The 23,598-nt window shown below is 39.7% G+C and carries 24 protein-coding genes and 1 pseudogene; 4 read left to right on the top strand and 21 right to left on the bottom strand.

Going from position 1 to position 23,598, the window contains the following annotated elements; genetic code table 11:
• Positions 1–15: 15 nt before the first annotated feature.
• From IRB43_RS08150 to IRB43_RS08075, 16 genes and pseudogenes are all read right to left on the bottom strand, one after another.
• A complete protein-coding gene (locus IRB43_RS08150) occupies positions 16–1,062 on the bottom strand; it encodes an ABC transporter substrate-binding protein (RefSeq protein WP_203362967.1) in 1,047 nt (348 codons plus the stop codon).
• The gene (gene surE, locus IRB43_RS08145; protein WP_203362966.1) at positions 1,055–1,861 is read right to left on the bottom strand and encodes a 5'/3'-nucleotidase SurE; all 807 of its coding nucleotides are present in this window, start codon (positions 1,859–1,861) and stop codon (positions 1,055–1,057) included. Before surE ends, IRB43_RS08150 begins: the two co-directional genes overlap by 8 nt.
• Before the next feature lie 18 nt (positions 1,862–1,879).
• Positions 1,880–2,656 (bottom strand): sugar phosphate isomerase/epimerase family protein, encoded by a 777-nt coding sequence (locus IRB43_RS08140; RefSeq protein WP_203362965.1) that lies wholly within the window; start codon positions 2,654–2,656, stop codon positions 1,880–1,882.
• Positions 2,653–3,060: a PHP domain-containing protein gene (locus IRB43_RS08135; protein WP_203362964.1), complete on the bottom strand. Its 408-nt coding sequence runs from the start codon at positions 3,058–3,060 to the stop codon at positions 2,653–2,655. The genes IRB43_RS08140 and IRB43_RS08135 overlap by 4 nt, the downstream gene beginning before the upstream one ends.
• A 21-nt stretch (positions 3,061–3,081) precedes the next feature.
• Positions 3,082–3,471, bottom strand: coding sequence for a PHP domain-containing protein (locus IRB43_RS08130; RefSeq protein WP_203362963.1), 390 nt, complete (start codon positions 3,469–3,471; stop codon positions 3,082–3,084).
• A gap of 457 nt (positions 3,472–3,928) precedes the next feature.
• Positions 3,929–4,897 (bottom strand): helix-turn-helix transcriptional regulator, encoded by a 969-nt coding sequence (locus tag IRB43_RS08125; RefSeq protein WP_238941899.1) that lies wholly within the window; start codon positions 4,895–4,897, stop codon positions 3,929–3,931.
• Positions 4,855–5,523, bottom strand: coding sequence for a DedA family protein (locus tag IRB43_RS08120; RefSeq protein WP_238941898.1), 669 nt, complete (start codon positions 5,521–5,523; stop codon positions 4,855–4,857). Before IRB43_RS08120 ends, IRB43_RS08125 begins: the two co-directional genes overlap by 43 nt.
• A gap of 295 nt (positions 5,524–5,818) precedes the next feature.
• Positions 5,819–6,511, bottom strand: coding sequence for an ABC transporter permease (locus IRB43_RS08115; RefSeq protein WP_203362962.1), 693 nt, complete (start codon positions 6,509–6,511; stop codon positions 5,819–5,821).
• A 21-nt stretch (positions 6,512–6,532) separates the two neighbouring features.
• A complete protein-coding gene (locus IRB43_RS08110; RefSeq protein WP_203362961.1) occupies positions 6,533–7,237 on the bottom strand; it encodes an ABC transporter permease in 705 nt (234 codons plus the stop codon).
• Complete coding sequence (locus tag IRB43_RS08105; RefSeq protein ID WP_203362960.1) at positions 7,230–8,153, bottom strand: ABC transporter ATP-binding protein; 924 nt, start codon at positions 8,151–8,153, stop codon at positions 7,230–7,232. Before IRB43_RS08105 ends, IRB43_RS08110 begins: the two co-directional genes overlap by 8 nt.
• A gap of 426 nt (positions 8,154–8,579) precedes the next feature.
• The gene (locus IRB43_RS08100) at positions 8,580–8,999 is read right to left on the bottom strand and encodes a DUF7674 family protein (RefSeq protein WP_343070827.1); all 420 of its coding nucleotides are present in this window, start codon (positions 8,997–8,999) and stop codon (positions 8,580–8,582) included.
• A gap of 14 nt (positions 9,000–9,013) precedes the next feature.
• Positions 9,014–9,346: pseudogene (locus IRB43_RS08095) on the bottom strand (hypothetical protein); the annotation flags it as partial.
• 327 nt (positions 9,347–9,673) lie between these two features.
• Complete coding sequence (locus IRB43_RS08090) at positions 9,674–10,105, bottom strand: DUF2178 domain-containing protein (RefSeq protein ID WP_203362959.1); 432 nt, start codon at positions 10,103–10,105, stop codon at positions 9,674–9,676.
• Positions 10,098–10,307: a helix-turn-helix domain-containing protein gene (locus tag IRB43_RS08085; RefSeq protein WP_203362958.1), complete on the bottom strand. Its 210-nt coding sequence runs from the start codon at positions 10,305–10,307 to the stop codon at positions 10,098–10,100. The genes IRB43_RS08090 and IRB43_RS08085 overlap by 8 nt, the downstream gene beginning before the upstream one ends.
• A 228-nt stretch (positions 10,308–10,535) precedes the next feature.
• Positions 10,536–11,471 (bottom strand): sensor histidine kinase, encoded by a 936-nt coding sequence (locus IRB43_RS08080; RefSeq protein WP_203362957.1) that lies wholly within the window; start codon positions 11,469–11,471, stop codon positions 10,536–10,538.
• Position 11,472: 1 nt separating this feature from the next.
• Positions 11,473–12,165 carry a response regulator transcription factor gene (locus tag IRB43_RS08075; protein WP_203362956.1) on the bottom strand — a complete coding sequence of 231 codons (693 nt, stop codon included), beginning with the start codon at positions 12,163–12,165 and terminating at the stop codon, positions 11,473–11,475.
• 192 nt (positions 12,166–12,357) lie between these two features.
• Here IRB43_RS08075 and IRB43_RS08070 point away from each other — a divergent pair, with 192 nt between their 5' ends.
• From IRB43_RS08070 to IRB43_RS08055, 4 genes are all read left to right on the top strand, one after another.
• Positions 12,358–13,206, top strand: a complete 849-nt coding sequence (locus tag IRB43_RS08070; RefSeq protein ID WP_203362955.1) for a DUF4097 family beta strand repeat-containing protein — start codon at positions 12,358–12,360, stop codon at positions 13,204–13,206.
• Positions 13,207–13,234: 28 nt separating this feature from the next.
• Positions 13,235–14,074: a LiaG family protein gene (liaG, locus tag IRB43_RS08065; protein WP_203362954.1), complete on the top strand. Its 840-nt coding sequence runs from the start codon at positions 13,235–13,237 to the stop codon at positions 14,072–14,074.
• A gap of 477 nt (positions 14,075–14,551) precedes the next feature.
• On the top strand, positions 14,552–16,240 hold the full coding sequence (locus IRB43_RS08060; protein WP_203362953.1) for a hydroxysqualene dehydroxylase: 1,689 nt from the start codon (positions 14,552–14,554) through the stop codon (positions 16,238–16,240).
• A gap of 393 nt (positions 16,241–16,633) precedes the next feature.
• On the top strand, positions 16,634–17,320 hold the full coding sequence (locus tag IRB43_RS08055; protein WP_203362952.1) for a hypothetical protein: 687 nt from the start codon (positions 16,634–16,636) through the stop codon (positions 17,318–17,320).
• A 295-nt stretch (positions 17,321–17,615) separates the two neighbouring features.
• Here IRB43_RS08055 and IRB43_RS08050 read toward each other — a convergent pair whose 3' ends face one another.
• The 5 genes from IRB43_RS08050 to IRB43_RS08030 form a co-directional block, all read right to left on the bottom strand.
• Positions 17,616–19,667 carry a bifunctional diguanylate cyclase/phosphodiesterase gene (locus IRB43_RS08050; protein ID WP_203362951.1) on the bottom strand — a complete coding sequence of 684 codons (2,052 nt, stop codon included), beginning with the start codon at positions 19,665–19,667 and terminating at the stop codon, positions 17,616–17,618.
• Positions 19,668–19,831: 164 nt separating this feature from the next.
• The gene (locus IRB43_RS08045; protein ID WP_203363174.1) at positions 19,832–20,626 is read right to left on the bottom strand and encodes a YitT family protein; all 795 of its coding nucleotides are present in this window, start codon (positions 20,624–20,626) and stop codon (positions 19,832–19,834) included.
• Between the two features lie 297 nt (positions 20,627–20,923).
• On the bottom strand, positions 20,924–21,412 hold the full coding sequence (locus IRB43_RS08040) for a GNAT family N-acetyltransferase (RefSeq protein WP_238941896.1): 489 nt from the start codon (positions 21,410–21,412) through the stop codon (positions 20,924–20,926).
• A gap of 3 nt (positions 21,413–21,415) precedes the next feature.
• A complete protein-coding gene (locus IRB43_RS08035) occupies positions 21,416–21,739 on the bottom strand; it encodes a hypothetical protein (RefSeq protein ID WP_203362950.1) in 324 nt (107 codons plus the stop codon).
• Between the two features lie 95 nt (positions 21,740–21,834).
• Positions 21,835–23,535: a DUF262 domain-containing protein gene (locus IRB43_RS08030; protein ID WP_203362949.1), complete on the bottom strand. Its 1,701-nt coding sequence runs from the start codon at positions 23,533–23,535 to the stop codon at positions 21,835–21,837.
• Positions 23,536–23,598: the final 63 nt, after the last annotated feature.

Here is a 23,598-nt window from a genome sequence, read left to right as displayed (position 1 = left end):
CTTGCACTCTCCAACTTATTGTTGTCCAAAAATTTCTCCGAATTGCTTCTTATCATCTTCGCGAGCTTTAAGCAGTTCTGCCGTATCAGCTTCTAATACCTTTAATTCTTCGATTGTTTTTAATCCTTCTGGAGCCGCTACACCTTCACGAATTGGCGTATATCCCAATTCTGCTGCTAACTCTTGCCCCTCTTCGGAAAGAACAAAGTCAATAAATGCTTTTGCTGCTGCTTCATTGTCTGTATTCTTCATAATCCCTACTGGTTCTGTAATAACTGGTACCCCTTCCTTCGGATAGACTAATTCAACAGGCGAACCTTCTTTTTTCGCTCTAGCGACAACAAAATCTACTACCATTCCATAAGATTTTTCTCCAGTAGCCACTGCTTCGAGCACGCCACCATTTCCTTTTGTAACACTCATTCCATTTTCTTTTAAATTCTTATAAAAATCCCATCCAAACGATTCTTGTCTAGAAAAAACTCCTGCATTGTAAGCTGCAGCTCCTGAGTAAAACGGGCTTGGCATGATGGCTTTTTCTTTAGAGACCTCGTCTGATAAAACACTCCAACTATCAGGTACATCCTTCACTTCATTTGTATTGACTACTAATGAAGTCGCCATTATCTTCGTTCCTGCATAGGTTCCATCTGAATCAACAAAAGCTTCTGGAAGCTTGTCCGCTTCAGGAGATTGATAGGACATGAGAAGATCTTCTTCTTTTAAACTTTCAAATGTAACGGAATCAGCTACTAGCAACACATCAGCTTGAATATCTCCAGCTAAATTTTCCGCTTGAATTTTAGAAATGACTTCTTCTGTTCCCGAACGGAAAGTCTCTACTTTCACATCAGGGTATTTCTTCTGAAAAGAATCCACTAGTGCTTGCGCATCAGCATCCGGCTGTGATGTATAAAAATTAAGAGTACCAGCTACTTCAGAGTTGCCAGTTGTATTTTCTGTTTCATTTTCTTTTGCTGAACTTTGCTCTTCTTTATTCCCACATGCAGCTGCTACAATAGCAAATACTAAAACCATCATCGTCATAAATAATTTACGCATTCGTTTTTTCCTCCCTGTCATAACTTAAATGTGCTTGTTGAAACCATCGTTGAATTTGTTCTTGCTTTCGTTTTTGATGAGTCCGAAATTCTACTGGTGACACCGTAATATAGCCATCTTTCAGCTTTGCATAATCACTATTTTCACTGAACTCTGACAGCTGATTCAGCTCATCCTTTAACCAAAAATAAACTTGGCCATGTGGATCATTCAGACCAACATAACGATAACGTGAAACATTCATATCTAAAGGAATAGTAGCGATCCCTTTACATAATTCCTTTGATAAATTAGGTAAATTAATATTTAAAAACACGCCTTTAGGAATCTTATTTCTAATCACTGTCTCAACCACATCATATATAAGCTGTTTGACTTTATAATAGTTCACCTTAACATCATTAAAAGCATTTAAGGACATAGAAACAGAGGGGATGTGATAAAGAGATGCTTCTACCGCTCCAGCCATTGTCCCAGAATAGTACAAATCCCTTCCAAGATTAGGACCAAGGTTCACACCAGAAAACAAAATATCTGGTGGTGTTTTTAATAAAACTTCCATTCCTAGCTTCACACAGTCAGCAGGTGTGCCATTCACTGCCCATGCTTGCTTAACACCTGGAAAAATATGAACAGGCTTCGCTTTTAATGGTGTTCTTAATGTAATCGAATGCCCCACCGCACTCCGTTCCTGATCAGGACATACTACATACACCTCACCAAAGTGCTGCAACACTTCAACTAAAGCGGAAACACCAGGTGCAAAAATCCCGTCATCATTTGTCACTAAAATTTTCAAAGAACCATCTCCGTTCATCTACACTAAACTGCCTTGCTTAACGTAATTTAAGTTTTTCTTTAACCATGTTAATTCTCTCGAACGATCAAACCCTTCTATGACAATAGGAAACTCATCGGTATGTAAGAAAAAATGTAACGTATCTTCTTCAATATTTCCTTCTCCTAAAGGAAGGTGAAGCTTGTCTTGCGTTGCATCACTAATATGAATCTTCCCCACATTAGGCATAGCCGCCCAAACCGCCTGAATATCTTGATGAAAAGGAATATGAGCCACATCGAAAGTGGTTTGCAAATGCGGAATGAATGGGTCAATTACTCTCTTTAAAACAGTAGGCTCTGTGACAAATTCTTTCGCCTTCCACTCCATCATTTCAAGCGACAGCGTTACTCCTTCTCTTCTAGCAAATCGAACAACCTCATCTAGTGATTCGACTAGTAATTCTTCATGCATAGAAGTCAAAAAAGAAGGTAATGTCATCTTACCAGGATGAAACGTAATATTATTCGCTTCTATTTTGATGGCTAATTCGATCGAACGCTTAATTTCTTCAATGGATTGTTGACGAATACCAGAATTAAGGGCACAAAGATTTAAATCCCAGCTGGCTGCATGCATTGTTAATGCAAGATCAAGTTCTTTCTTTGTCTCTTCAATTTTTTTAGGAGCGGTCTCATAGTTCCATATATGCTCAGCCCAAACTTCAACACCAAAAAACTCTTCCTCTCTCGCCACTTTCATTACTACATCTACTGGATAAGCCCAAGCTAAAGTTGAAGCAAAAAGTAATTTCATCTCTTGGCAATTCTCCTTTCCCATTGCTCAAGCCGAATAATAGAATGAATCTTCACGCTGCCTATCGGATAAGGATTTCGTGAATGAGGTCCATGAAAATCACTCCCACCAGATATTAACAGCTTATTCTCTTTCGCTACTTTCAACCAATATGCTGTCGCTTCTGTTGTATGTCTGGAATGATACACTTCTATACCATCTAATCCATGCTTCAATAAAATATCTAAAGGTACTTCAAATGAATATATTCCCGGATGAGCTAAAAAAGCTAATCCGCCCACATCATGAATAAGATGGATCGCATCAATGGCTGAAAAGGCTTCTCGTTGAACATAGGCTGGTTGTCCTTTACGCAACAATGTGTCGTAAGCTAGTTGCTGGTCTTTAAAATAACCAGTGTCCACAAGCTCTTCTGCTATGTGTGTTCAGACAAGAACCCCTTGCCCCGCTCGTTCTAAACAATCCTCAAAAGAAATGGAATATCCCAATAGTTGAAGCTGTTCAACAATTTTTCTTCCCCATTCTAACCTTTCTTTCTTTCTCCATTGAACATGTTCGATGATTTTAGGATGTTTCGCATCAAATAAGTACCCTAATATATGCATCTCACCTAACTCCCCATCGGTATTCAGTTCAATCCCTGAGATCAGCTTAACTCCTTCTTTTTCCGCTACTTTAAGACCGATATCATAACCTTCCAGCGCATCATGATCGGTTATAGCAATCACCTGAATTTCTTTATCTTTCGCCTCTTTTACAATTTCAGCTGGCGTCCAGTGTCCATCTGAATAAATAGAATGAATATGTAAATCCAATCATTTCCCTCCCTTTTCCTCCAAATCTAATTACTATGTTAAAAAATATTTATGAATAACGAATAAATCTATAGTTAATAGTATGTTTAGAATTTATTAAGAAAAATGAGAACCTCCTCAATTAAAACCATGAATAAATCGCCACTTCCATAGATTCCGTAAAAATAGTGTAAATTATTAACAAGCTCTTAATATACAAATCATTTTTTAAGGTGATTGAAAGAATATATTTTGATGTAATAGAACAACCCCCCCTTCTCCGGCTTACTCGAAGTGCAAGTCTGGCATTTTTGTCATTTACTTAAACATTGAAGCGAAACACAACCTAAGCTACACTATGATTCGACAAAAACCGGGGTGTGACAGGCACTTGTCACAATCTACTGACTAATCCTCCCATCTAATAGAAAAAAAGGACCATCCACAAGCCGAATTATCGACTTATCAAACAGTCCTTTTAACATTCATTATGTTCTTTATACAATGCTACTATTTCCTCGGCACGTTCTTTTAAAATCTTCCTAATATGTGGTGGATCAAGAACTTTGATTCGATGCCCAAAGCTCAGTAAATAACCGTACAGCCACTCATCTTCAGGCAAAAGCAGCGTCACAATCGAATGCTCCCTGTCTACACGATCCGCTCCAAACATATCTTCTATTATCGTCACCATCTGCGGCTCAAAAGAAAGTGTAAGATTGACTAAATTTTGCGGCTGATGCCACTCTTTATCCCAAGGTAGCTCTGATAACTGAAGCGGCTTTCTCTCAAATGATTCCTTCTCTTCTCGTAATCCTCTCATCCTAGAAATTTTAAATAAGCGAAACGTATTTCGCAATCGACAATACCCATACACATACCACATCCGTCCTTTTTGCACTAACGTATGGGGCTCGATCCTACGATTCGTTTGCCTTCCCTCACTCGTTGAATAGGAAAAACTAACGCAATGCCTCACGTCAATCGCCTTTTTTAATAAAGTAAGCTGCTCCTTCAACATCTCATTTTGCCCCCAAGGACTAAGATCAATAAATACTTGATCCACCGATTGTCTGACCTTGTCATCGGCTACACCTGCTAATTTTTCAAGCACTGCTTCGGCATGCGGATCTTCATAAGAAGTAAGCACACTTTTAATCGCTACAGAAAGTGAGGCCAGTTCGTCTTTCGTTAATACTTGCTTATCCACCCGGTAGCCATCAATCAAACTGATCCCCCCATTAGCCCCTTGTTGACTAACGACAGGAATGCCTGCAAAGCTCAATGTCTCCACATCTCGGTAAATCGTACGGATTGACACATCCAATAAATCCGCCAGTTCTTGCGCCTTCACTTTTTTACGATTAACTAAAATCATCGTCATCGTTAATAAACGGTCTAGTTTCATTTTGCATAACCTTTCTGATTTTGTTTCTTCCTTTTCCATACGAAAGCCGCACCTGCTACCGTCAAAACACCGGCAAAAATGATGAGCGTTTCTATCCCATAATAAATGATTGTATCGATATGATCTTCAAATACATAGCCAATCGTAAACATAATCAATAACCATAACAGCACCCCGGTGTAAGCAAACAGCGCAAAAACAGCAAACGGCAGCTTACGAATTCCATACAGGAAGGGGACAAACTGACGGATACCGGGCACGAAATAGCTGAATAGCAAAGAATAAGAATGATAGTGATCAATCATTTTTAACGACTTTCGCAACGCTTTTGAAAAATAATTTTTGCGCTCGAAAAAAATGAGCAATGGCCGACCGATAAATCGACCTAATCCATAACTAGTGGTCACAGCAGCAACAATGCCTACATAAATGACGAAAAAAGCCATGATCGGATTGAATAAATGAGCAGATGCCGCTACCCCAAGCGTCGTCACAATGGCTTCGTTCGGCACGGGAATGCCAAAAATACCGAGCCATAGCCATAGGAACAAGCCTATATATCCACCCTCTTCAAGGATCTTAATCAAATAATCAAGTTCCATCATTTCCTCTCCATTTCCCAACAGCTTCTCTGCTATTTCACCTGTTCCCACTTTATCCCGCATTAACGGGCTGTAAGACCCCCACCTCAACACGGCAGAAGAAGCGCAGACGTGTAGGTGGGGGACGAAGAAACCCCCTACTGATTGAAGTTTCACTTTATATGAAATCGAACCTCAAATTGATTTAGCATAATCAAATCATACCATCTTTTTCATCACAAATTATGTTAAATGGTCGTGTTGATTTTTAGCTTATTCCCACGAATAAAGACAAAAAAAGAAGATCCCAATAGTCGCTGAAAAACAACGATAGGGATCTCCCTCTTTTCTCCATCTATAACGGTAGCGGCACCAAAAATTAACTAACATCGACCTTCTCAATATTACGAATCGTCAAGTAGGCAATCATCACCCCAACAATAGCGAGTCCTAATTGCAGAGGAATGAATGTCACCATAGAGAAAGCTGGATTACTCGAACAAGCAATCGACACAATGAGCAGAGATGAAGCAATGGTGGCTGGCACCGAATATTTACGCATCCCAAAGTACAGTGTAATTAAGCTAGCTCCAGCAGCAGCGATGGCAAAGAAAATCATTTTGATCGCTTCTTCTAAAAACTGATGAGCGGTAACTGAAAAAGGGACCATCGAAAAATAAGCATTGACAACAAAAAATGAACCAGCGACAATCACATTACATAATAAAATCGTAATAAACGTCAGCATCGCTATGATTAATAGTTTACTAACAATAATTTTCTTGCGGCTGACAGGATAAGAGAACAATATCAAAATCGTTTGATTTCGATATTCTTCGATTACCATTTTTGCAATTAATACAGCGGCAAAGACAATAAACGTTGCTCTCACCATCCCACCAATCAAAATAAAGACATCTTGATACATGGTAACCATTAATTCTCCTTCCCATTGTTCTATATACATAATGAAACAAATCATTGCCGTCATAATGATGGTGGCAATCATCGCCCCTTTTACATACCATCCAAATTTAAATTTCTTCATTTCTAGCTTCATTAGTTGCAGCATGATTCTCCCCTCCTCATGTCTTTAGACCACATCCATTTTATTGACTTTATGATAAGAAAGATAACCAATTCCAAGACCTAATAGACAAAGCGTAACTGGGACTGCAATGAAGTCGAATAAACTAACTTGACCACTCTCATTACCAACCGATCCGTTCATCAACAACCCGATTACTATAGCCGAGACAATGGTGGTAGGAGTTGATTTTTTTCTCATGCCGAAATATAAAGGGATCAGGCTTATTCCAGCAATCATAAAGGCATGAAGCAACGTAGCTGGAACGGTAGCAATCATCTCACCTATACTAACCGGCGTGTCAAAGAACTCTAGCATAGGATTGAAAAAGTAAATCAATAGACTAATAATGACAGTAGACAGAATAATGTTGAAAAAACAAAAAACAAAAACAATGGCTAATTTCGCTTGCATTAATTTTTTTCGCTCGATCGGATAGGTAAACAATAATTGCATCGTTTTATTCTTGTATTCATCAATGACTAAACGGGATAAAATGACCGCTGAAAAAATGAGAAATGTGATTCGAATAAAGATATTCGTTAAAGACATGAATCCCGCATAATCTGTGAACATTAAATCGTTCTCCACTTTAGAACCCCACGCCATCAGACCAACAGCGGCGAAAATTCCTAAAATACAACATGCGACTCCTTTAAAGTAACGAGATAATTGATGTTTTTTCCACTCCAACTTCATCAAATTAAGCATGGATGCCCTCTCCATTCATTAAATTTAGGAAATACTCCTCTAATGAGCTGTGCTTTTTGTTGATACTTTCAATCTCGATATCATTCATAATCAGCGCTTTTGAAATGTCTTGCTGGGTGGCTTTCATGTCATAAATACGAATCAACTTGCCATTCATGATTTTATAATTTTTTAAACCGAGTTGATGGTCTAAAATATAAACCGCCTTTTGAACATCATGAACGGTGATTTCAATATACTCCGTTTGTTCACCGTTAATACTCTGCATCGACACTTCCTTGATCAGCTTGCCGTTTTGAATCACCCCAATTGTGTCAGCCATCTGCTCCATCTCCGCTAAAATATGGCTGGACACTAACAACGTAATCCCATACTCTTTACAAAGCATATTAAATAATTCCCGCAACTCTTTAATCCCGATTGGGTCTAAGCCGTTGATCGGTTCGTCTAAAATTAACAGCTCTGGCTTAGTCGTAATCGCTCTGGCAATGCCTAAGCGCTGCTTCATCCCAAGGGAAAAATCTTTTACTTTCTTGTCATTAACATTATGCAAGTTCACAAGATCTAACGCACGGTCAATTGCCTTCTTGTCATAGTAGCCCATATACTCACAATGTAGGTAAAGATTCTCTTTCGCCGTTAATTTTTCATAAAAAATCGGATATTCAATAATGGTCCCCATTCGCTTGAGTACTTCATAGGAAGTATCCGTTAATCTCTCACCAAAAATCTCAATCTCACCGCTCGTCGGCTTCATTAAGCTCGTGAGCATTTTCATCACCGTTGTTTTACCAGCACCATTCGGCCCTAAAAATCCGTAAATCTCCCCTTTCTTCACATGCATATTAACCCCGGAAACAACCTCTTTCCCGTTAAACACCTTTGTCAATTGATTCGTTTTTACTATATAGGACATATTGTCTTCTCCCTTCTCTTCCTACACTTATTGTACGAAGCGAATTTCTCTTTTTTCTTACTCAATCCTTACAAAATTCTTAAGTTCCTAGAAAAACGTAAGGCGACGGTTAACGACGTACAAACTGGACTGCTCTGTATGAGATAAATGAAGCCAAAATCCGTTGTGATCCCACTGAAGAATTTTTAGTTTATCACTGACATTGGGGCCATAGCTCCACTTTCTTGAACCATTTACCGCCACATGTTCCAGTTGATTATTCTTATCATAAATATTCTGTAGTCGATCACCAGATGGATGTATGGTTTCATTTTATTTAATTATCGATTAATTTCTTTATTTTTTGGCTGTGTTAATCTCTAATGTTAATTTTCGAATAAAAAAGTAAGGAAAGCACTAATACTGAGGCTTTCCTTATAAAATCACTTATTTTTCTGGACGACCAACATATTTAGTTTGACCGCCCCAAAAGTCATTAAGGTTGTTCCACCATTTTAATGAATCTTTCTTTAAAAATTGCTTAAAAACACTTGTATCTATTTTGTCAGTAAGAAGTTGATTTTGCATATCTTCCAATAATCCAATTGTTGAAGCCTCTTTAACATAGTCGTCACCACTTGTGTGCAGTAATTCTATTACTTCAAACACTGCTGGGAACTCGTCTATTTTGTTTTGTTTGTATAAATCTATAATGTGAGCAGAGAAATCGGATAGGTCGATATAAAGTAAATGTTCTTCTCCCGTTTCATAATTGTCTTTAACATATTCTCCCCATCTTGTTTGATAAGATGGGCACGCTTGTAGGAGTAGTTTCATTACTTCATTTGTAGAAATTTCTTTTTTCACTGTACATCACCCTTCTAAGGAATTAATTTCAACTCGTTTAAGATGAAGATTGTTTTTAGCAGAGACTGCACATTAAATTTTGACATGCGCAAACTATCATAAGTATCCGTCATTTCAACTACAAATGATGATAATAGAAACTCCTTGATGTTGTGTTTAATGCTTTCGTTACTATGACTATCTAAAAACAGTAACCACGCAAGATAATTGTCGAGATATTTTGTAGCCACACCTTTGAAGCGGCCTATCCATTGTTTCATTCGGGAGTGGAGACCATTTACATTTTGAATGTGATAATGCTCAATCCCTTTTTCTTTCGCATATATTTTATAGGCTCTCCAAGCGTCTGGACATTGGGGTCAGACCACATAGCTCGTAAGGAGGAGCGGGGAAGTTTGCTAGTCGTTGGAGCCTGGAGCTAGACAAGAAAAGCGCAAGGCGACGGTTAACGACGTACAAACTGGAACGCTCCGTATGAGATAAAAAGGTTTATATGAAAAGTTGACGAACTTAGCAGATTTTTTATTTCTAAAGAACTTTGTAAAGTGCTGAAAATCGAAGAAAAAGAGATGTTATGATGCAAAATGTAATCGAAGTAGTTAAGGATCATGGGTTAACAGGAGTCGTGCATGTCATGCTATTTACTTTGATGCGATGTTAATTAGAGAACTTTTCTACATAACTTTCCCATTCATCCAAAGTTGGTAGACATAATACACCAGCGTAATAAAATAAAGACCTATAAGACTGAAAAATGAAACCTCATTCATATAACCAAGCAATGCTAATGTTAAAAGACCACCCGAAAATAATATAATCATCAAATTAAAAGCTTTAGATTTAGCATTTTGTTTAATCACTTTAATTCTTTCATCTTTTTCTACAATACTTTTCTCTTTATTTCTATATTTTTCTACAAAAAAACTAATCATACCTACAATAAATAATAAACTTCCCCAAAAACCAATGGTAATTGGAACTAAATCCATCTTAACAAACGGTATATTTAATACTTCAGCTCCAATAACTCCCAGAGTAATACCTGATACCGTTAAGAACAAACCAACGAATGTTATAAACCAACTTAATTTTAATTCATTATTCATTATTCGTTTCCTCCTCATAAATAAAAATATCTTCAATACTCATTTCAAAGTAACGTGCAAGTTTAAACGCCAAAATAATTGATGGATTATATCTGCCATTTTCCAGAGAACCTATTGTTTGTCTAGTGACTTCTAAAGCAGCTGCAAGTTCTTCTTGTTTTATTCCACGTTGTTTTCTTATTTTTTCTAGTCTGTTCTTCACATAATCACTCCTTCCTAAAAGGAAAGTTAACTTTCCATAACTATACAATCACTCAATCAAAATGTAAAGTTCACTTTCCGTTTGTTTGTAAAAAAAACATACTAACATTACTAGCACAAACCAAGACCAAGGTTTGTGCTGTTGCTTTATAAAAAAGTTTGATCAAAATCTCTAGAAATGTTGATACATCAATACTCCCTTTGTGCCTAAGCTTGCAAAAAACGCAAGCTAAAAGTTCACTCTTTTGAACACAACAGTAAAGACGGTTTTTTCATAAGGCTTGCTAGAAAGATGAATTTCCCCGCCTAACGCTTCGACGAGCCGCTTTGTAATCGTCAAGCCGAGCCCGCTGCCTTGATATAAACGATTTCTGGAATCTTCTAATGTGTACATCCGCTCAAATACTTTGTCGATATGCGATTCTGAAATCCCTTTTCCTTTATCCCATATATCAATACACACAGCTGTTTCATTACTTCTTAATGTTATGCCCAGCGTTTTTCCATCATCCCCATACGCAATCGCATTCGAAATTAAATTATTTAATATCCGTCCTAACACTTCCTCATTTCCAAGTGCATAGAGAGGCGTTTCTGGTAGATCAATATCGACAGTAAAGCCTTTCGTCGTCAATAAATCATAGAAGGATAAAATATTCGCCTGACACACTTCATTCATATTGATTCTCGTTAGCTCAATATCTTGATCTCCCGACTCTAACTTCGCTAAGTCAAAAAACTTATGAATAAGCTCCATCAGTTCATGCGTTTTCGTTTGCACTTTTCTCAGCAATACTTGCCGTTCTTCTTCAGACAGCTCATAATCGGTTTGTAATATTTCTATGTACCCAAGAATGACCGTCAGCGGTGTTTTTAAATCATGCGACACATTCGAAAGCATCTTACGCATCGCTATTTCTACTTTCGCATGATTAGCCTTCGTTCTTTGGTTAGCTTCTAATAAATGATTAATCGCTACTAACAGCTTTTGCAGTTCTCGATCATCCGTCACCACTAACAATTTTTCCGCTGTTTGCTTTTCAACGATGTCTTGCAGCTTTTCATACGTATCATACAATTGCTTCTCTTGCTTTTTCTGCATCCGATATTGAAAAAAAATCACACCTAGTAACATGAATATCATCGTCGTTAAAAAAATGACCATGCTACATCACTTCCAGCTTGTAGCCGATGCCCCATAACGTTTTAATATACTGAGGGTTGGACGGATCATCCTCAATTTTCTCTCGCAGCCGTCTCATATGAACATTAATGACATTTTCATCTCCGTAATATTCCTCATTCCAAATCAGCTGATAAATTTGCGCTTTCGTAAACACGCGATTGCTATTCTTCGCAAATAGTTTTAAAAGTTCAAATTCTTTAGACGTGAGTTTAATGACTGCTTCTTTCTTCCAAACAGTAAAATTAGTACTATCTATTTTCAACTCACCGATTTGAATGATGTCCTCTTTCTGCTGCGGAGCTGAATATTGGGTCGAACGCCGGATGCCCGCCTTCACTCGCGCACATAACTCAATCATAGAAAACGGTTTACAAATATAATCATCCGCACCAAGACCTAAACCGATCGCCTTATCGACATCTGTATCCTTTGCCGACATCATTAAAATCGGTACAGCACTTCTTTCTCGAATCAATCTCACGACTTCTAACCCATCCATCTTCGGCATCATAATATCAAGAATGAGTAAGTCAAACGATTCTTGCATAAACTTTTGCAGTCCCTCTTCTCCATCCGAAGCGGTCGCTACATAAAATCCCTCTTTTATTAAATAGCTTTCTACCATTTCTTGAATCGATTGATCATCTTCCACTAGCAATATACGAGATGGCATCTTCATTTTATCTCCTAACTTTACATATATTAGCACAATCAATTGTACCGTAGGAGGGGAGACATGTGAATAAATATCCTACGTCTCTGGTCTTAGTTGAAACTAAACCTCCAGTTCGTTGTTTAAACTTGGAAATTCCAATAAAATAGCAACATAGATTAGAAGGAAAAACATAGAAATGAGGGAAAAGCAGTGAAAAATATTATTGCCTTTATTCTTGTTATCTTAGCGTTCGGTACAGCTTTTGTTATCTTCAATGCAAATAGGGGATCGACAGAACACAGTGCTAATATAACAAAAGACAGTAACAAAATTGAAGTAAACATGGAAGGTAGCGATACAACGATCATCGCTGAAAAACGCGATAATGTGAAAGCGAATCTTAAAGGAAAAGGAGAACTCTCCGTCCGAACAAACGGAGATACGATTGAAGTAGAAGTGAAGCGCAAATGGTATCAATCATTTTTCTCTTCTGGAAAATCAGGGACAGCCACCGTTTATATTCCGGAAGATTACGACCGCGACATGGAATTCAATATTGACGCTGGGAATTTAGTATTTTCAGGTGCATCAGAATCCAATCCAATGAAGCTCAATACAGTGAATACCGAAATGAATGCGGCGAATGTAGAATTCAGCCATTTAAAAACCGTTCAATGGGGGCTGGAGGCTTCTGCAGGCAAGTTAACGATTGATTCGTTAACAACGAAGGAAGGTCGTTTTGATGTTAGTGCAAGCGATGTGACACTTACTCGTTACACAGGCCCTCTTGAAGGAGATCTAACTGTTGGAAATATGGAGGTTGAAATGGCGAAACTCGCTGGCGATGTCCGCTTTGATGTAAACGTTGGAAGTGTTGCACTCAACCTCCCTGACAAAGCGGATTTTTCATTAAAAGGTCAGTCAGAAATGAGCGATATTTCCTGCGACTTTCCTTTACAAAATCAAGAGATTCTCAACGGAAATATTTCCGGGAAACACGGCTCTGGGAAGCATCAATTGGACTTGTCAGTAGAGGCTGGAGAGATGGAAATTTATTAATTGAAAAAGGAAAGCAAGGAGGAAAACTATGAGAAATTTTTTGATTATTCTCATGATCGTTTTAGCATTAGGTACAACATTTTTTATAAAAAAAGAACAATCTCAAGGAAACAGCGCGGAGATGACGAGACGCATTGATAACATTGAATTGACTGTCGACAGCAGCCAGACGACGATCATTGCAGAAAAACGAGATAACGTAAAAGCGGAACTGGACGGAAAAGGTAATCTCACTGTTCGAACAAGCGGAAATACGATTGAAGTGGAAATGAAACGAAAATGGTATCAATGGTTTTCGGTGTTGAAACATTCCAATCTCACCGTTTACATTCCGGAAGACTATAATCGCAACCTAGAGCTCAATGTCGGCTCTGGCGACGTCACATTTTCTGGCCAATCGAATTCCCGACCGATGAAGTTAAATAACATGAGCATTGATATGAGCTCTGGAGATGTGAAATTAGCCAACTTAGAAACAGATTCGTTTGAACATGACGCTTCCTCAGGAAAGCTAACAATCGATTCACTTACAACAAAGAAAGGAATGTTTGACCTCAGCTCCGGTGATGTGAAACTCACTCGATACGTTGGGCCTCTAGACGGAGAACTTTCTTCTGGAGATATGCACGTGGAAATGGAGAAACTTGTTGGCGATGTCCGCATGGATTTAAGTTCTGGCGACGTCAAACTCGACCTACCTGATAAGGCCGATTTTACATTAAAAGGAAAGATGAGCAGCGGCGATATTTCCTGTGACTTTCCTTTAAAAGATCAAAAGATAGACAGTGGGGACATCTCTGGCACACACGGCTCCGGGAAATACAACATTGATGTATCCTTATCGAGCGGTGAAATGAAGATTTATTAAGGAAAGGGGACGTTCAACTTGCTCCGTTGTAACGAGATGTACATGATGCGATAAAAGATGAGCAACCTCTCTATATCAATAATAAAGGAAAATAAAAAACAGCGGCCCATCTGTCTTAGATAGGTCGCTCTTTTTCCGGCCCTCACGCTCACTTTCCGGCCTTCCCGCTCTTTTTCCGGCCCTCCCGCACTTTTTACGGCCTTCCCACTCATTTTCCGGCCTTCCCACTCACTTTCCGGCCCTCCCACTCACTTTCCGGCCCTCCCACTCACTTTCCGGCCCTCCCACTCACTTTCCGGCCTTCCCACACTTTTTCCGGCCCTCACCACTCACTTTCCGGCCCTCACCACTCACTTTCCGGCCCTCACCACGCTTTTTCCGCCCCTCACCCTTCCCGCTCCACATTTTTCAGCGAGAATGAACGGTCAAACTGTCCGCATATAATGAACTATTGACTACTCTTGGGTGGGTGATGGGATGAGAAAGAAAGTGATTATACTCGGTGGTGGGGTGGCCGGGTTGAGTGCGGCGCATGAGTTGATTGAGCGAGGGTTGGATGTGACGATTTATGAAGCAAAGTCCATTCCTGGAGGAAAAGCTCGGTCGGTCTCGGTTCCGCATTCCGCGACAAACGGCAACATGGAGTTGCCTGGTGAGCATGGATTTCGTTTTTTTCCCGGGTTTTATCAGCACATCATTCATACGATGAAAAGAATTCCTGTGGATAAGAAGAAAACAGTGTATGACCACTTAGTGAATGCCAAAGAAATGGGGCTCGCCCGTTTTGATCAACCGCTTGTGCCCTTTGTACTAGGTTTTCCGAAGTCGTTCATTCATTTAAGAACCAATATGAAATCCTTATTAAAAACAAATTGGGAACTTTCTGGTCAAGAACTTGATTTTCTCGTGGCACGAGTGTGGCAAGTGATCACAAGTTGTCCAGAACGAAGAAACAAGGAGTATGAATCAATCAGCTGGTGGGAGTATGTCGAAGCAGATCGCCAATCGGAAGCGTTTCAAAAGATGGTCCAAGGCATGACGCGTTCACTCGTCGCCGCTAAAGCAAGGGAGGCCAGTTTAAAAACGATTGGCAATGTGTTTTCGCAAATGCTGTTGGATTTCATTCTTCCCGCTCCTCCGAACGACCGGCTATTAGACGGGCCGACCAACGACCGATGGATCGATCCATGGGTAACCTATTTAAGAAAAAAAGGCGTTCGCTTTGTCGCCAATGCCGAGTGTGTAACTATCGAGTATGAGCAACAAAAAGTTAGTCATGTAATCGTTCAGCACCTCGGCCGCCAATTAACGGTGAAAGGAGACTACTTTCTTTTTGCCTTACCTATAGAAACGATGGAAAAATTGGTATCACCCACAATGATTGAACTCGATCCTTCCTTAAAAGGAATGAAACAACTCGCGGAAAGTGTCGGTTGGATGAATGGCGTTCAATTTTATTTAAAACAAGATACCCCCATCATTAACGGACATATTTTATGTATCGATTCGCCTTGGGCATTAACGCTCATTTCGCAAAAGCAATTTTGGCCAGCGACGAATTTAGGAAAATATGGGGATGGCAAAGTAAAAGGCATTCTCTCTGTATGTGTGTCCGAATGGCATCGACCGGGCATCCTCTACGGAAAGACGGCGGCCCAATGTACGGAAGAAGAGGTGAAACAAGAAGTGTGGGCTCAACTGAAAAGAAGCTTGAACACAGGGAAAACGATTCTGCAAGATGGAGATCTCCACTCTAGTTTTATCGACCCGGATATGGTCGTGAAGCCGCCCCATACTGTCAATCACTCGCCGCTCTTAGTGAACAACGTCAACACGTGGAAACTTCGGCCTGACGCAACAACCCGCATTCCAAATCTGTTTCTCGCCTCGGACTATGTGCGAACGAGTACCGATTTAGCCTCGATGGAAGCGGCGAACGAAGCCGCTCGCCGGGCGGTCAATGGCATTCTTCAAGCTTCACGGTCAAAAGCTCGCAAATGCAAGCTATGGGAAATGTACACCTTTGATCTACTCACACCTTGGCACCTTCATGATCAGCGCCGCTTTCAACAAGGTCTCCCATGGGATGGTCACTGTTCGATGATGAAACGGATATTATCGACAGCAAGGTATGTCTCTTGGGTCTACATGAAAAAGCTTTTCTGAACCCTCTATAACAATCGAGTAGGAGGAGGCGGTTAACCTCCGACCTCTCACACCACCGTACGTATGGTTCCGTATACGGCGGTTCAGATTAAGTTTGACACATATGATCAAGTAAGTATTTGGGTTGGAGATCCAGGAACTTATAGAAGTTATATTTGGGGAAATGTATATGGCTTTAAAGGTAGCTATAACGTAAATCAATTAGCTTCTAAAACATTCAAAATAAAATAACATATTTAAAGGCTGCCCCATAAGTGGGTCGACCTCCATACATTTTACTATATCTAGAAATATTCCACTTATTTTACGCTAGATATTATGATGGGAGTGATATGACCTCTTTGCTTTTAGGGTAGCCTTTATTTTAAAATGTGAATAAGTAGGTGATTTTTAATGAATTGGTTAAAAGTATTAAATGAAAATGAATTTAACAATTTATATATAGAATCTGATGATTGTACTGTATCTGAAATAACTAGCATTACATCCTTCCAAGAAGTAGAATTTCTGTCAGAAATAGCTCAATTCATAGTAGCTCCATACTTTATCAACAACATAGAGATTTTATCTAATGTCCCAATCATGGATAATAGTATATATAATATAGTTAAAGATCAGATATATCCTCATTTTCAAGTTATACAAGAACTGAAATTTGAAGGAGAATTAAGATCTATACAAGTCAAAGGCATCAAGGAGACTTCTCCCCAAAAATTTAAACAAATCATAGACAGTAAGAGCGTTCATCCACTTGTTTATGAGGTATATCTAAAAAATCCATTCAAAAAAATTAATTCTCCTTTTGAGTTTCCGAAAGAAAGGATTATGTATGAGGTTATACAAGAAGAATTAATTAACCCAAAAGAGTGCTTTCATAGTGACTCGCTGTTCTTTTTTTTAGAGAACTCTTATTTAAAAGAGAAAGGCTCTCACCTTAGCTTCTCACCTATAGGATGGGAGTTAAATGAGGAACTAAAATCTTCTAAAACATTGATTGCTTTGAGTAGTTTAGCCGATAAAGTACTATTAATTGTAGATCCCGATACCAATATTGTGAAACATATAGAGCTTTACAAGTAAATTTAATCTGAATTTATTTGCAAAAGAAAGTTAGCCTTGTAATTGAAGTCATCAAGGTAAAACGCCACAATTACACAAGTAGAAAAGTGTAATTGTGGCGTTTTTAGCGGAAACTTGCCTCCGACTTCCTTTAGATTCCGCGTCGTCACGGACACCCTTGTCATCAGCTAACCCCTAATACTGCCTTCGTGGTTTGGGACTTTCACCCTAAAGATTACACCCATGCCAGGCACAAACAAAAACACCAAGGCAAACAAATCCACCTTGGTGTTTCTTATCTATCAAGCGACAAAAATCAGCAAACATCGGGGAGTGACAGGCACCTGTCGAAAAATGCAGGAACTTCCTCCGGTTTTAGTGGTTTGGAGTAGTAGTAGCCTTGGATGACAGGTGCGTTACATGTTGTGATTAGGTAGTCGACTTGTTCTTTTGTTTCTACACCTTCTATGACGACTTTGAGTTTGAGTGATTCTCCAAGTGAGATGATGGATTGGATGATCGCCGCATCTTTTTCTGACTCGGGCACCCCATCGATAAAGGATTTATCAATTTTCAGCGTGGTAATAGGGATTTTCTTTAAATACGAAAGAGATGAGACTCCTGTACCAAAATCATCTAACGCCACCGCTAACCCTTGTTCCCGAAACTTATTGACCGCTTCAATCGCTTCATCAATCTTCTTCACAAAGCTTGTTTCAGTAATTTCCAGTTCTAAGTATTTCGGATCAATTCCGTAAAATTCCATTCTATTAGTTACACAATCTAATAATCGCGGTGAAGTCACATAATTGCCCGGAATATTTATAGCTACTAACCAGTCGTGCTTCTTATTCGTTTGCCACGCTTGAAGCTGCTGGCATACTTGATCAATAAGCCAATCGGTCACATCCATCATCCGGTTATGTTTTTCTAAAATAGGGATAAATACCCCAGGAGAAAGAAATCCATGTTCCGGATGTTCCCAGCGAAGCAAGGCTTCCACACCAAGCATTCTCCGTAATGAGGTTGACACTTTCGGCTGATACACAACATACAACTCATTTTCAGCCATCGCTCGCTCTACATCATCAATGAGCGATTGAGCAAATGACTGCGTGTGGACAATCGGATTATAATGAATGATTTCATGCTGAAATTCAATCGTTGGATGATTCAGCACCGCCATCGCTTGTGAATATAGCTCCGCCGGTGTTTCCTTGTCCGTACTCGTTGAAAACGCACAAACTGTCTCTAACTTCACTTGCCGCTCTTTCACAAGAAGCGGCTGCTTTAACCGTTCCGCCGTTTTCTCCATCGCTTCCCTCAACGCCTGTACCCCTTTAGCTCCTCGCGCCACATAAGCAAAGCGATGACCGTCTAATCGATACAAATCCGTCAAAGGAGGCTTCATCGATGTAAACAACAGACTCGTCGTTTGAATCAGCTCATCCACAAAGGTATACCCATGCGCTCGATTTAATGACTCTAAATCATGCAAATGCCATATCGCTAACGCATCATACGGAAGATGCGCCACATTTCTCTCGAATCCGCGGCGATTCGGCAATCTTGTTAATGAATCCACGTAACGCAATTGATGTTCCGCATAACGATCTAACATACTTGAAAATAAAAATACACATAACAGCAAAATAATACTTACCGATACACTCTTCACTAAAAAGAGAACTTCCTCCAAATGGGACTTACCGCTCATTAAAGGCTGATCACTCGGTACATAAAACGTGATGGCGGACATCCCTGTAAAGTGCATGCTTGATACAGCTAATCCTAAAATCAAGGCAATGATGAGTCGAACGACAAAACGTTCCGACTGATGCTGCAGCATCGAAAACACATACAAGGCTACACAAGAAACCAACACCGCAAGCAAAACCGAAGCAAGCCATAGCCAAACATTATAGCTATAGATCACGCCCTCCATTTTCATCGCTGCCATCCCGACGTAATGCATGATCGAAATCCCCGCTCCCATCATCAGCCCCGCGATCCAAAATGTTTTCTTCGTACGCCTTGAACGACTAGAGACATAGAGCGCAAGGAAAGAAGCCACCATCGCCGGAACAATCGAAACAAACGTAAGCAAACGATCATAATGCATATGAACAGGCAATGACAAAGCGCTCATCCCAACGAAATGCATCGCCCAAACCCCAATGCCCATCGAAATAGCCGCGAACACCAACCACAGATTTTGATGAAAAAAGCTGCTCTTATGCGAGCGCTCATTCATACTTAGCGATGTATAAGCCGCTACCCATGCAATCAAAACCGAAAGAATAACAACAGGGAGAGAATACTCCCCTTGAAGAACCTCATATTGAGCTGTAGAAGGTGTTGAAAACATGATTTTCCTCTCTTTTCCGAAAAATTCAAGAAGAAGTGACAGGCACTCTTTCCTATGTCATTTTACCTTTATTTTAATGGTCCCGACAATATTAATCTATCATTTACAAGCATATTTTCTTTTTGTATAGAAAAAACCTTTCCCATTCGGAAAAGGCTGTTCATCTATCCTCTATGAAATGACCCAAACACTTCAACTGTCTCCGTCACGTTAATAAACGCATTCGGATCCGCCTCATGAATCATTTCCTTCACACTATTCAACTGATAACGCGTAATGACTGTCATCAGCACCGCGCGCTCCTCACCAGAATATGCGCCGACACCTGGCATCATCGTTACGCCACGATAGACATTCGCAAGCAGCTTATCTTTCACCGCTTCCCCTTTCGCCGTAATAATCGTCAGCGTCAATTTAATATGATTCGTATGGATCGCATCGACCACTTTGCCGGTCGCATAAATCGCCAGCATCGTATACAGCGCCGCATCCCAGGTGAAAATAAAGCCGGACGCCGCAACGACCACTCCGTTCATCGCCGACAACAGCGCGCCGAGTGGAAAATCCTTCTTCTTCGTTAACAACATCGCAATAATATCAAAACCGCCGGATGATCCAGAAGCCCGAAAAATCAGCCCAATCCCAAGTCCCGTCAACACCCCGCCGAACAAAGAAGACAAAACCGGCTCCGTCGACACTTCATAAATCGGAATCACATACAAACTCACCGAAATCATCACAACCGAAAAAATCGTATAATAAATAAATTGCTTCCCGAGCTTCTTCACACCAACTAACAACAAAGGAAGATTTAACAAAAAGTTAATCACCCCTGTATTCAAAGGCGTAATCAATCCAAGCATAATCGCAATCCCGCTCAACCCGCTGCTCAAAATCTCATGAGGAATCAAAAATAAATTATAAGCAACTCCTACAATGACCGAGCCAACCGCCATCATCAATAACTTCAAACGCCGCTCCCCCTTCGCTCACACATATCATTTATCCCGCATTAACGGGCTGTAAGACCCCCACCTCAACATAGGAGAAAAAAACGCAGGCATGTAGGTGGGGATCAACAGCCCGTAAACGCCCGATCCGTTCAACTAACAATCAGCGGGGGATGAAGAAAACCCCCACTGATTGAAGTTTCACTTTAGTGTGTTCATTATAAGGGAGAAACAACCTCTCAACTAAAATTAAGTTTTTTCTGAAATCTCGGACAAGCACTTATGTATATAGACAAACATCCACCCTTATACCGCCTCCGCACAATAAATCGCTTGCTCCGCTCCAAAGCGCATCACCCTTCGTTCCAGCCGCATCCCCACTCGCTCTAACAACCGGCAAGAGGCAATATTTGCTGTTTGAGTTTCTGCTACAACTCTCCCACACTTCAACTCACGTAATCCATACTGAATCACCGCAAACACCACTTCCGTCGCATAACCACATCCCCACCAACTCGGCAAAAACTGATAAGAAATCTCCAGATCTTCTCCATCATGATGACGATCAAGCGACACCAACCCAATAAAATGACCCGTCCCTTTCTCTCTCACCACCCAATAGAATGCCCCTTCCTCTGGATGAAGCATCTCATCCATAACGGCTCCCATCGATTCCTCTTCGCGAACCCCTCCAAGATACTTTCTCACTTCCTCATTTTGATATAATCCCTTCACATCCGCTGCATCCGCTCGCCCAATCAAGCAAAGCTCACATCTCTCCGTTTCCAACATCATCCCTTATCCTACCTTTCCGACAAACATTCGATCCAACATCTCAAAAATCGGCCAATTCTTCACCCAAACTACCAATCTCACAAAATGAAGCGGTGACAACCACACAATAAGCAGCAACATCAAAAAGAAGATCGCCACCCCTCCCCACTTCAGCCAGCCCGTCTCCCCATTCCGCATCGCTCCAAGGCTCACCAACACACCAGCAACCAAAAACACCAACCCAATCGCAAACACATACTCCACAAAATTCTCAAGCACAAACGACATCTCAACAAACATCGCACCAATTAAAGCAAAAATAAATGAAGATAGACTGTATATTTGCATGATTACTCCTTTTTTGCTTTATTATAGCAATTTAGTGTAAAAAAAAGCCACCTCCACTAAATAGCAGGAGGGTGGCGCATAGATATTAAAACTTCTTATACTAAATATAATTGCATTAATTTATCAACTAATTGTTGATGACGAACTTGACACTCTTCTATTGTCCACTGTTGATAATTCTTCAATTCTTTCGTTAGTTCAAAGTCTGTAATTCCATTAGAGAAGTATTTCTGTAGTTTAATTTGAAACTCTCTGTTATTGGCAGAAGCATTCTTTTTACGACTTAATAAAACAAGATTACCTAATCGATGTGTCCATATTTTTCTTTGTTCGTCTGTAAATCCTTTCTTCCAATCACTATTGTCTGATGGCTTTTGTGGCAAAATATGTTCTACACTAATGATGCCTGTGTAGGACTTTTTCACATTTACGTTTTCACTAAGGGCCATATCTAAACGAAGAAGTAAGTATTTAGCATATTTTTTCTTATATAATTCATTAGAATGAATGTTATAAGAAAACACCTCTTGATCTAATTGAGTTTGAAAAATATCCGCTTGATACACTTGCTCTACTGTCTCAGCTTGTTCAATGACTTGAATCATTTTCACTGTTTCTACGACTCTAGCCGTTGGCGTAATACCTTTCACCCAGCTAACAACATTTTTCCGCTCTAACACTTTTAAGAAAGAATAGGCTTCCCCATCGTTTGAGAACTTTTGACAGAAGCTAATGAAGACTGGAATCCAATCAGAAAATGGAATAAAATCGCGCATTAACGTTAACAATCCGTAGTACTTAGCCCCAATTTCTTTATCAGCCGTTTGAATATCGGCATTTAAAATCTTCTCTCGATAAATATTGGCAAAACGGAGTAAGTATTCAATAAATTTTTGACCTTTGAATTCAGGATGCTTATCAAAAACCTTCTCCGTATATTCTTCCTGAATCGTTTTTCTCGCTTTTTCTTTTACAAAAATCAAACGAATAAAACCGAGCAATTTCTCTAATTCTTCTCGCCCAAGTTCTTCTTCCATGGACTCCCATAGATTTTGGTAATGTGGGCGTTCTAATTCATTTATGGCTCCTAAATTCGTACTTTTTAATAAATCGGCATTAGTTAATGGCATCCCCCGGTCATTTAAAATCGAAAATAAACGAAAGGCTGATGTAAATGTGCCTGTTTTTACATACACAAACATACACTTATTTAAAACAAATTGAATCATTTGCTTAAGAAATTCTTCTTTTAGTAGCCCATTCTCATAAAACTTTCCACGGAATAGTTCAATTGCTTCGATCATTCTTTCTTGTGATTCCGTTAAATCCGTCTCACTAACAGGAAGATTCGTACCTTCTTCTTCTAAAATATGCTTCTTAAAAAAAGCAAAATCCCGATCTCTTACACGCAGGCGAACCGTTTCTGGCTTATCTTCATATGGATCTGCTTCCTGATAAATTTTTGATTGCAACGTCACCTTCGCACGCGAATCCGTCACTAAATCTCGCATCACCGCTATTAAGATCGTCAAAGTCGTTAAACGCTGTTGACCATCTACTACATCATAAACGCCACTTTCATCACTTTTTTGAGACATCACTTGTAAAATGACGCTACCTAGAAAATAACTCTCTTCTTTATAGACAAGCGCTTCTTGAATATCCTCAAACAATTGATTTTGTTGATCTTTTTCCCAAGAATATTGCCGTTGATATCCAGGGATTTGAAAAGCGAATTTCGAACCAAATAAATCTTTAAACAGGATTTCTTTTGCTGCAATTTTCGTATCAATCATTTAATCCGTTAAACCTCCTATGCCCACCACTCACAAGCTAATTTGTTTCTATCATACTATAAA

It is taken from the genome of Bacillus sp. REN10 (genome assembly GCF_016820555.1).
GTDB lineage: Bacteria > Bacillota > Bacilli > Bacillales > Domibacillaceae > Bacillus_CE.
This window is presented reverse-complemented; position numbering and strand designations above follow the sequence as displayed.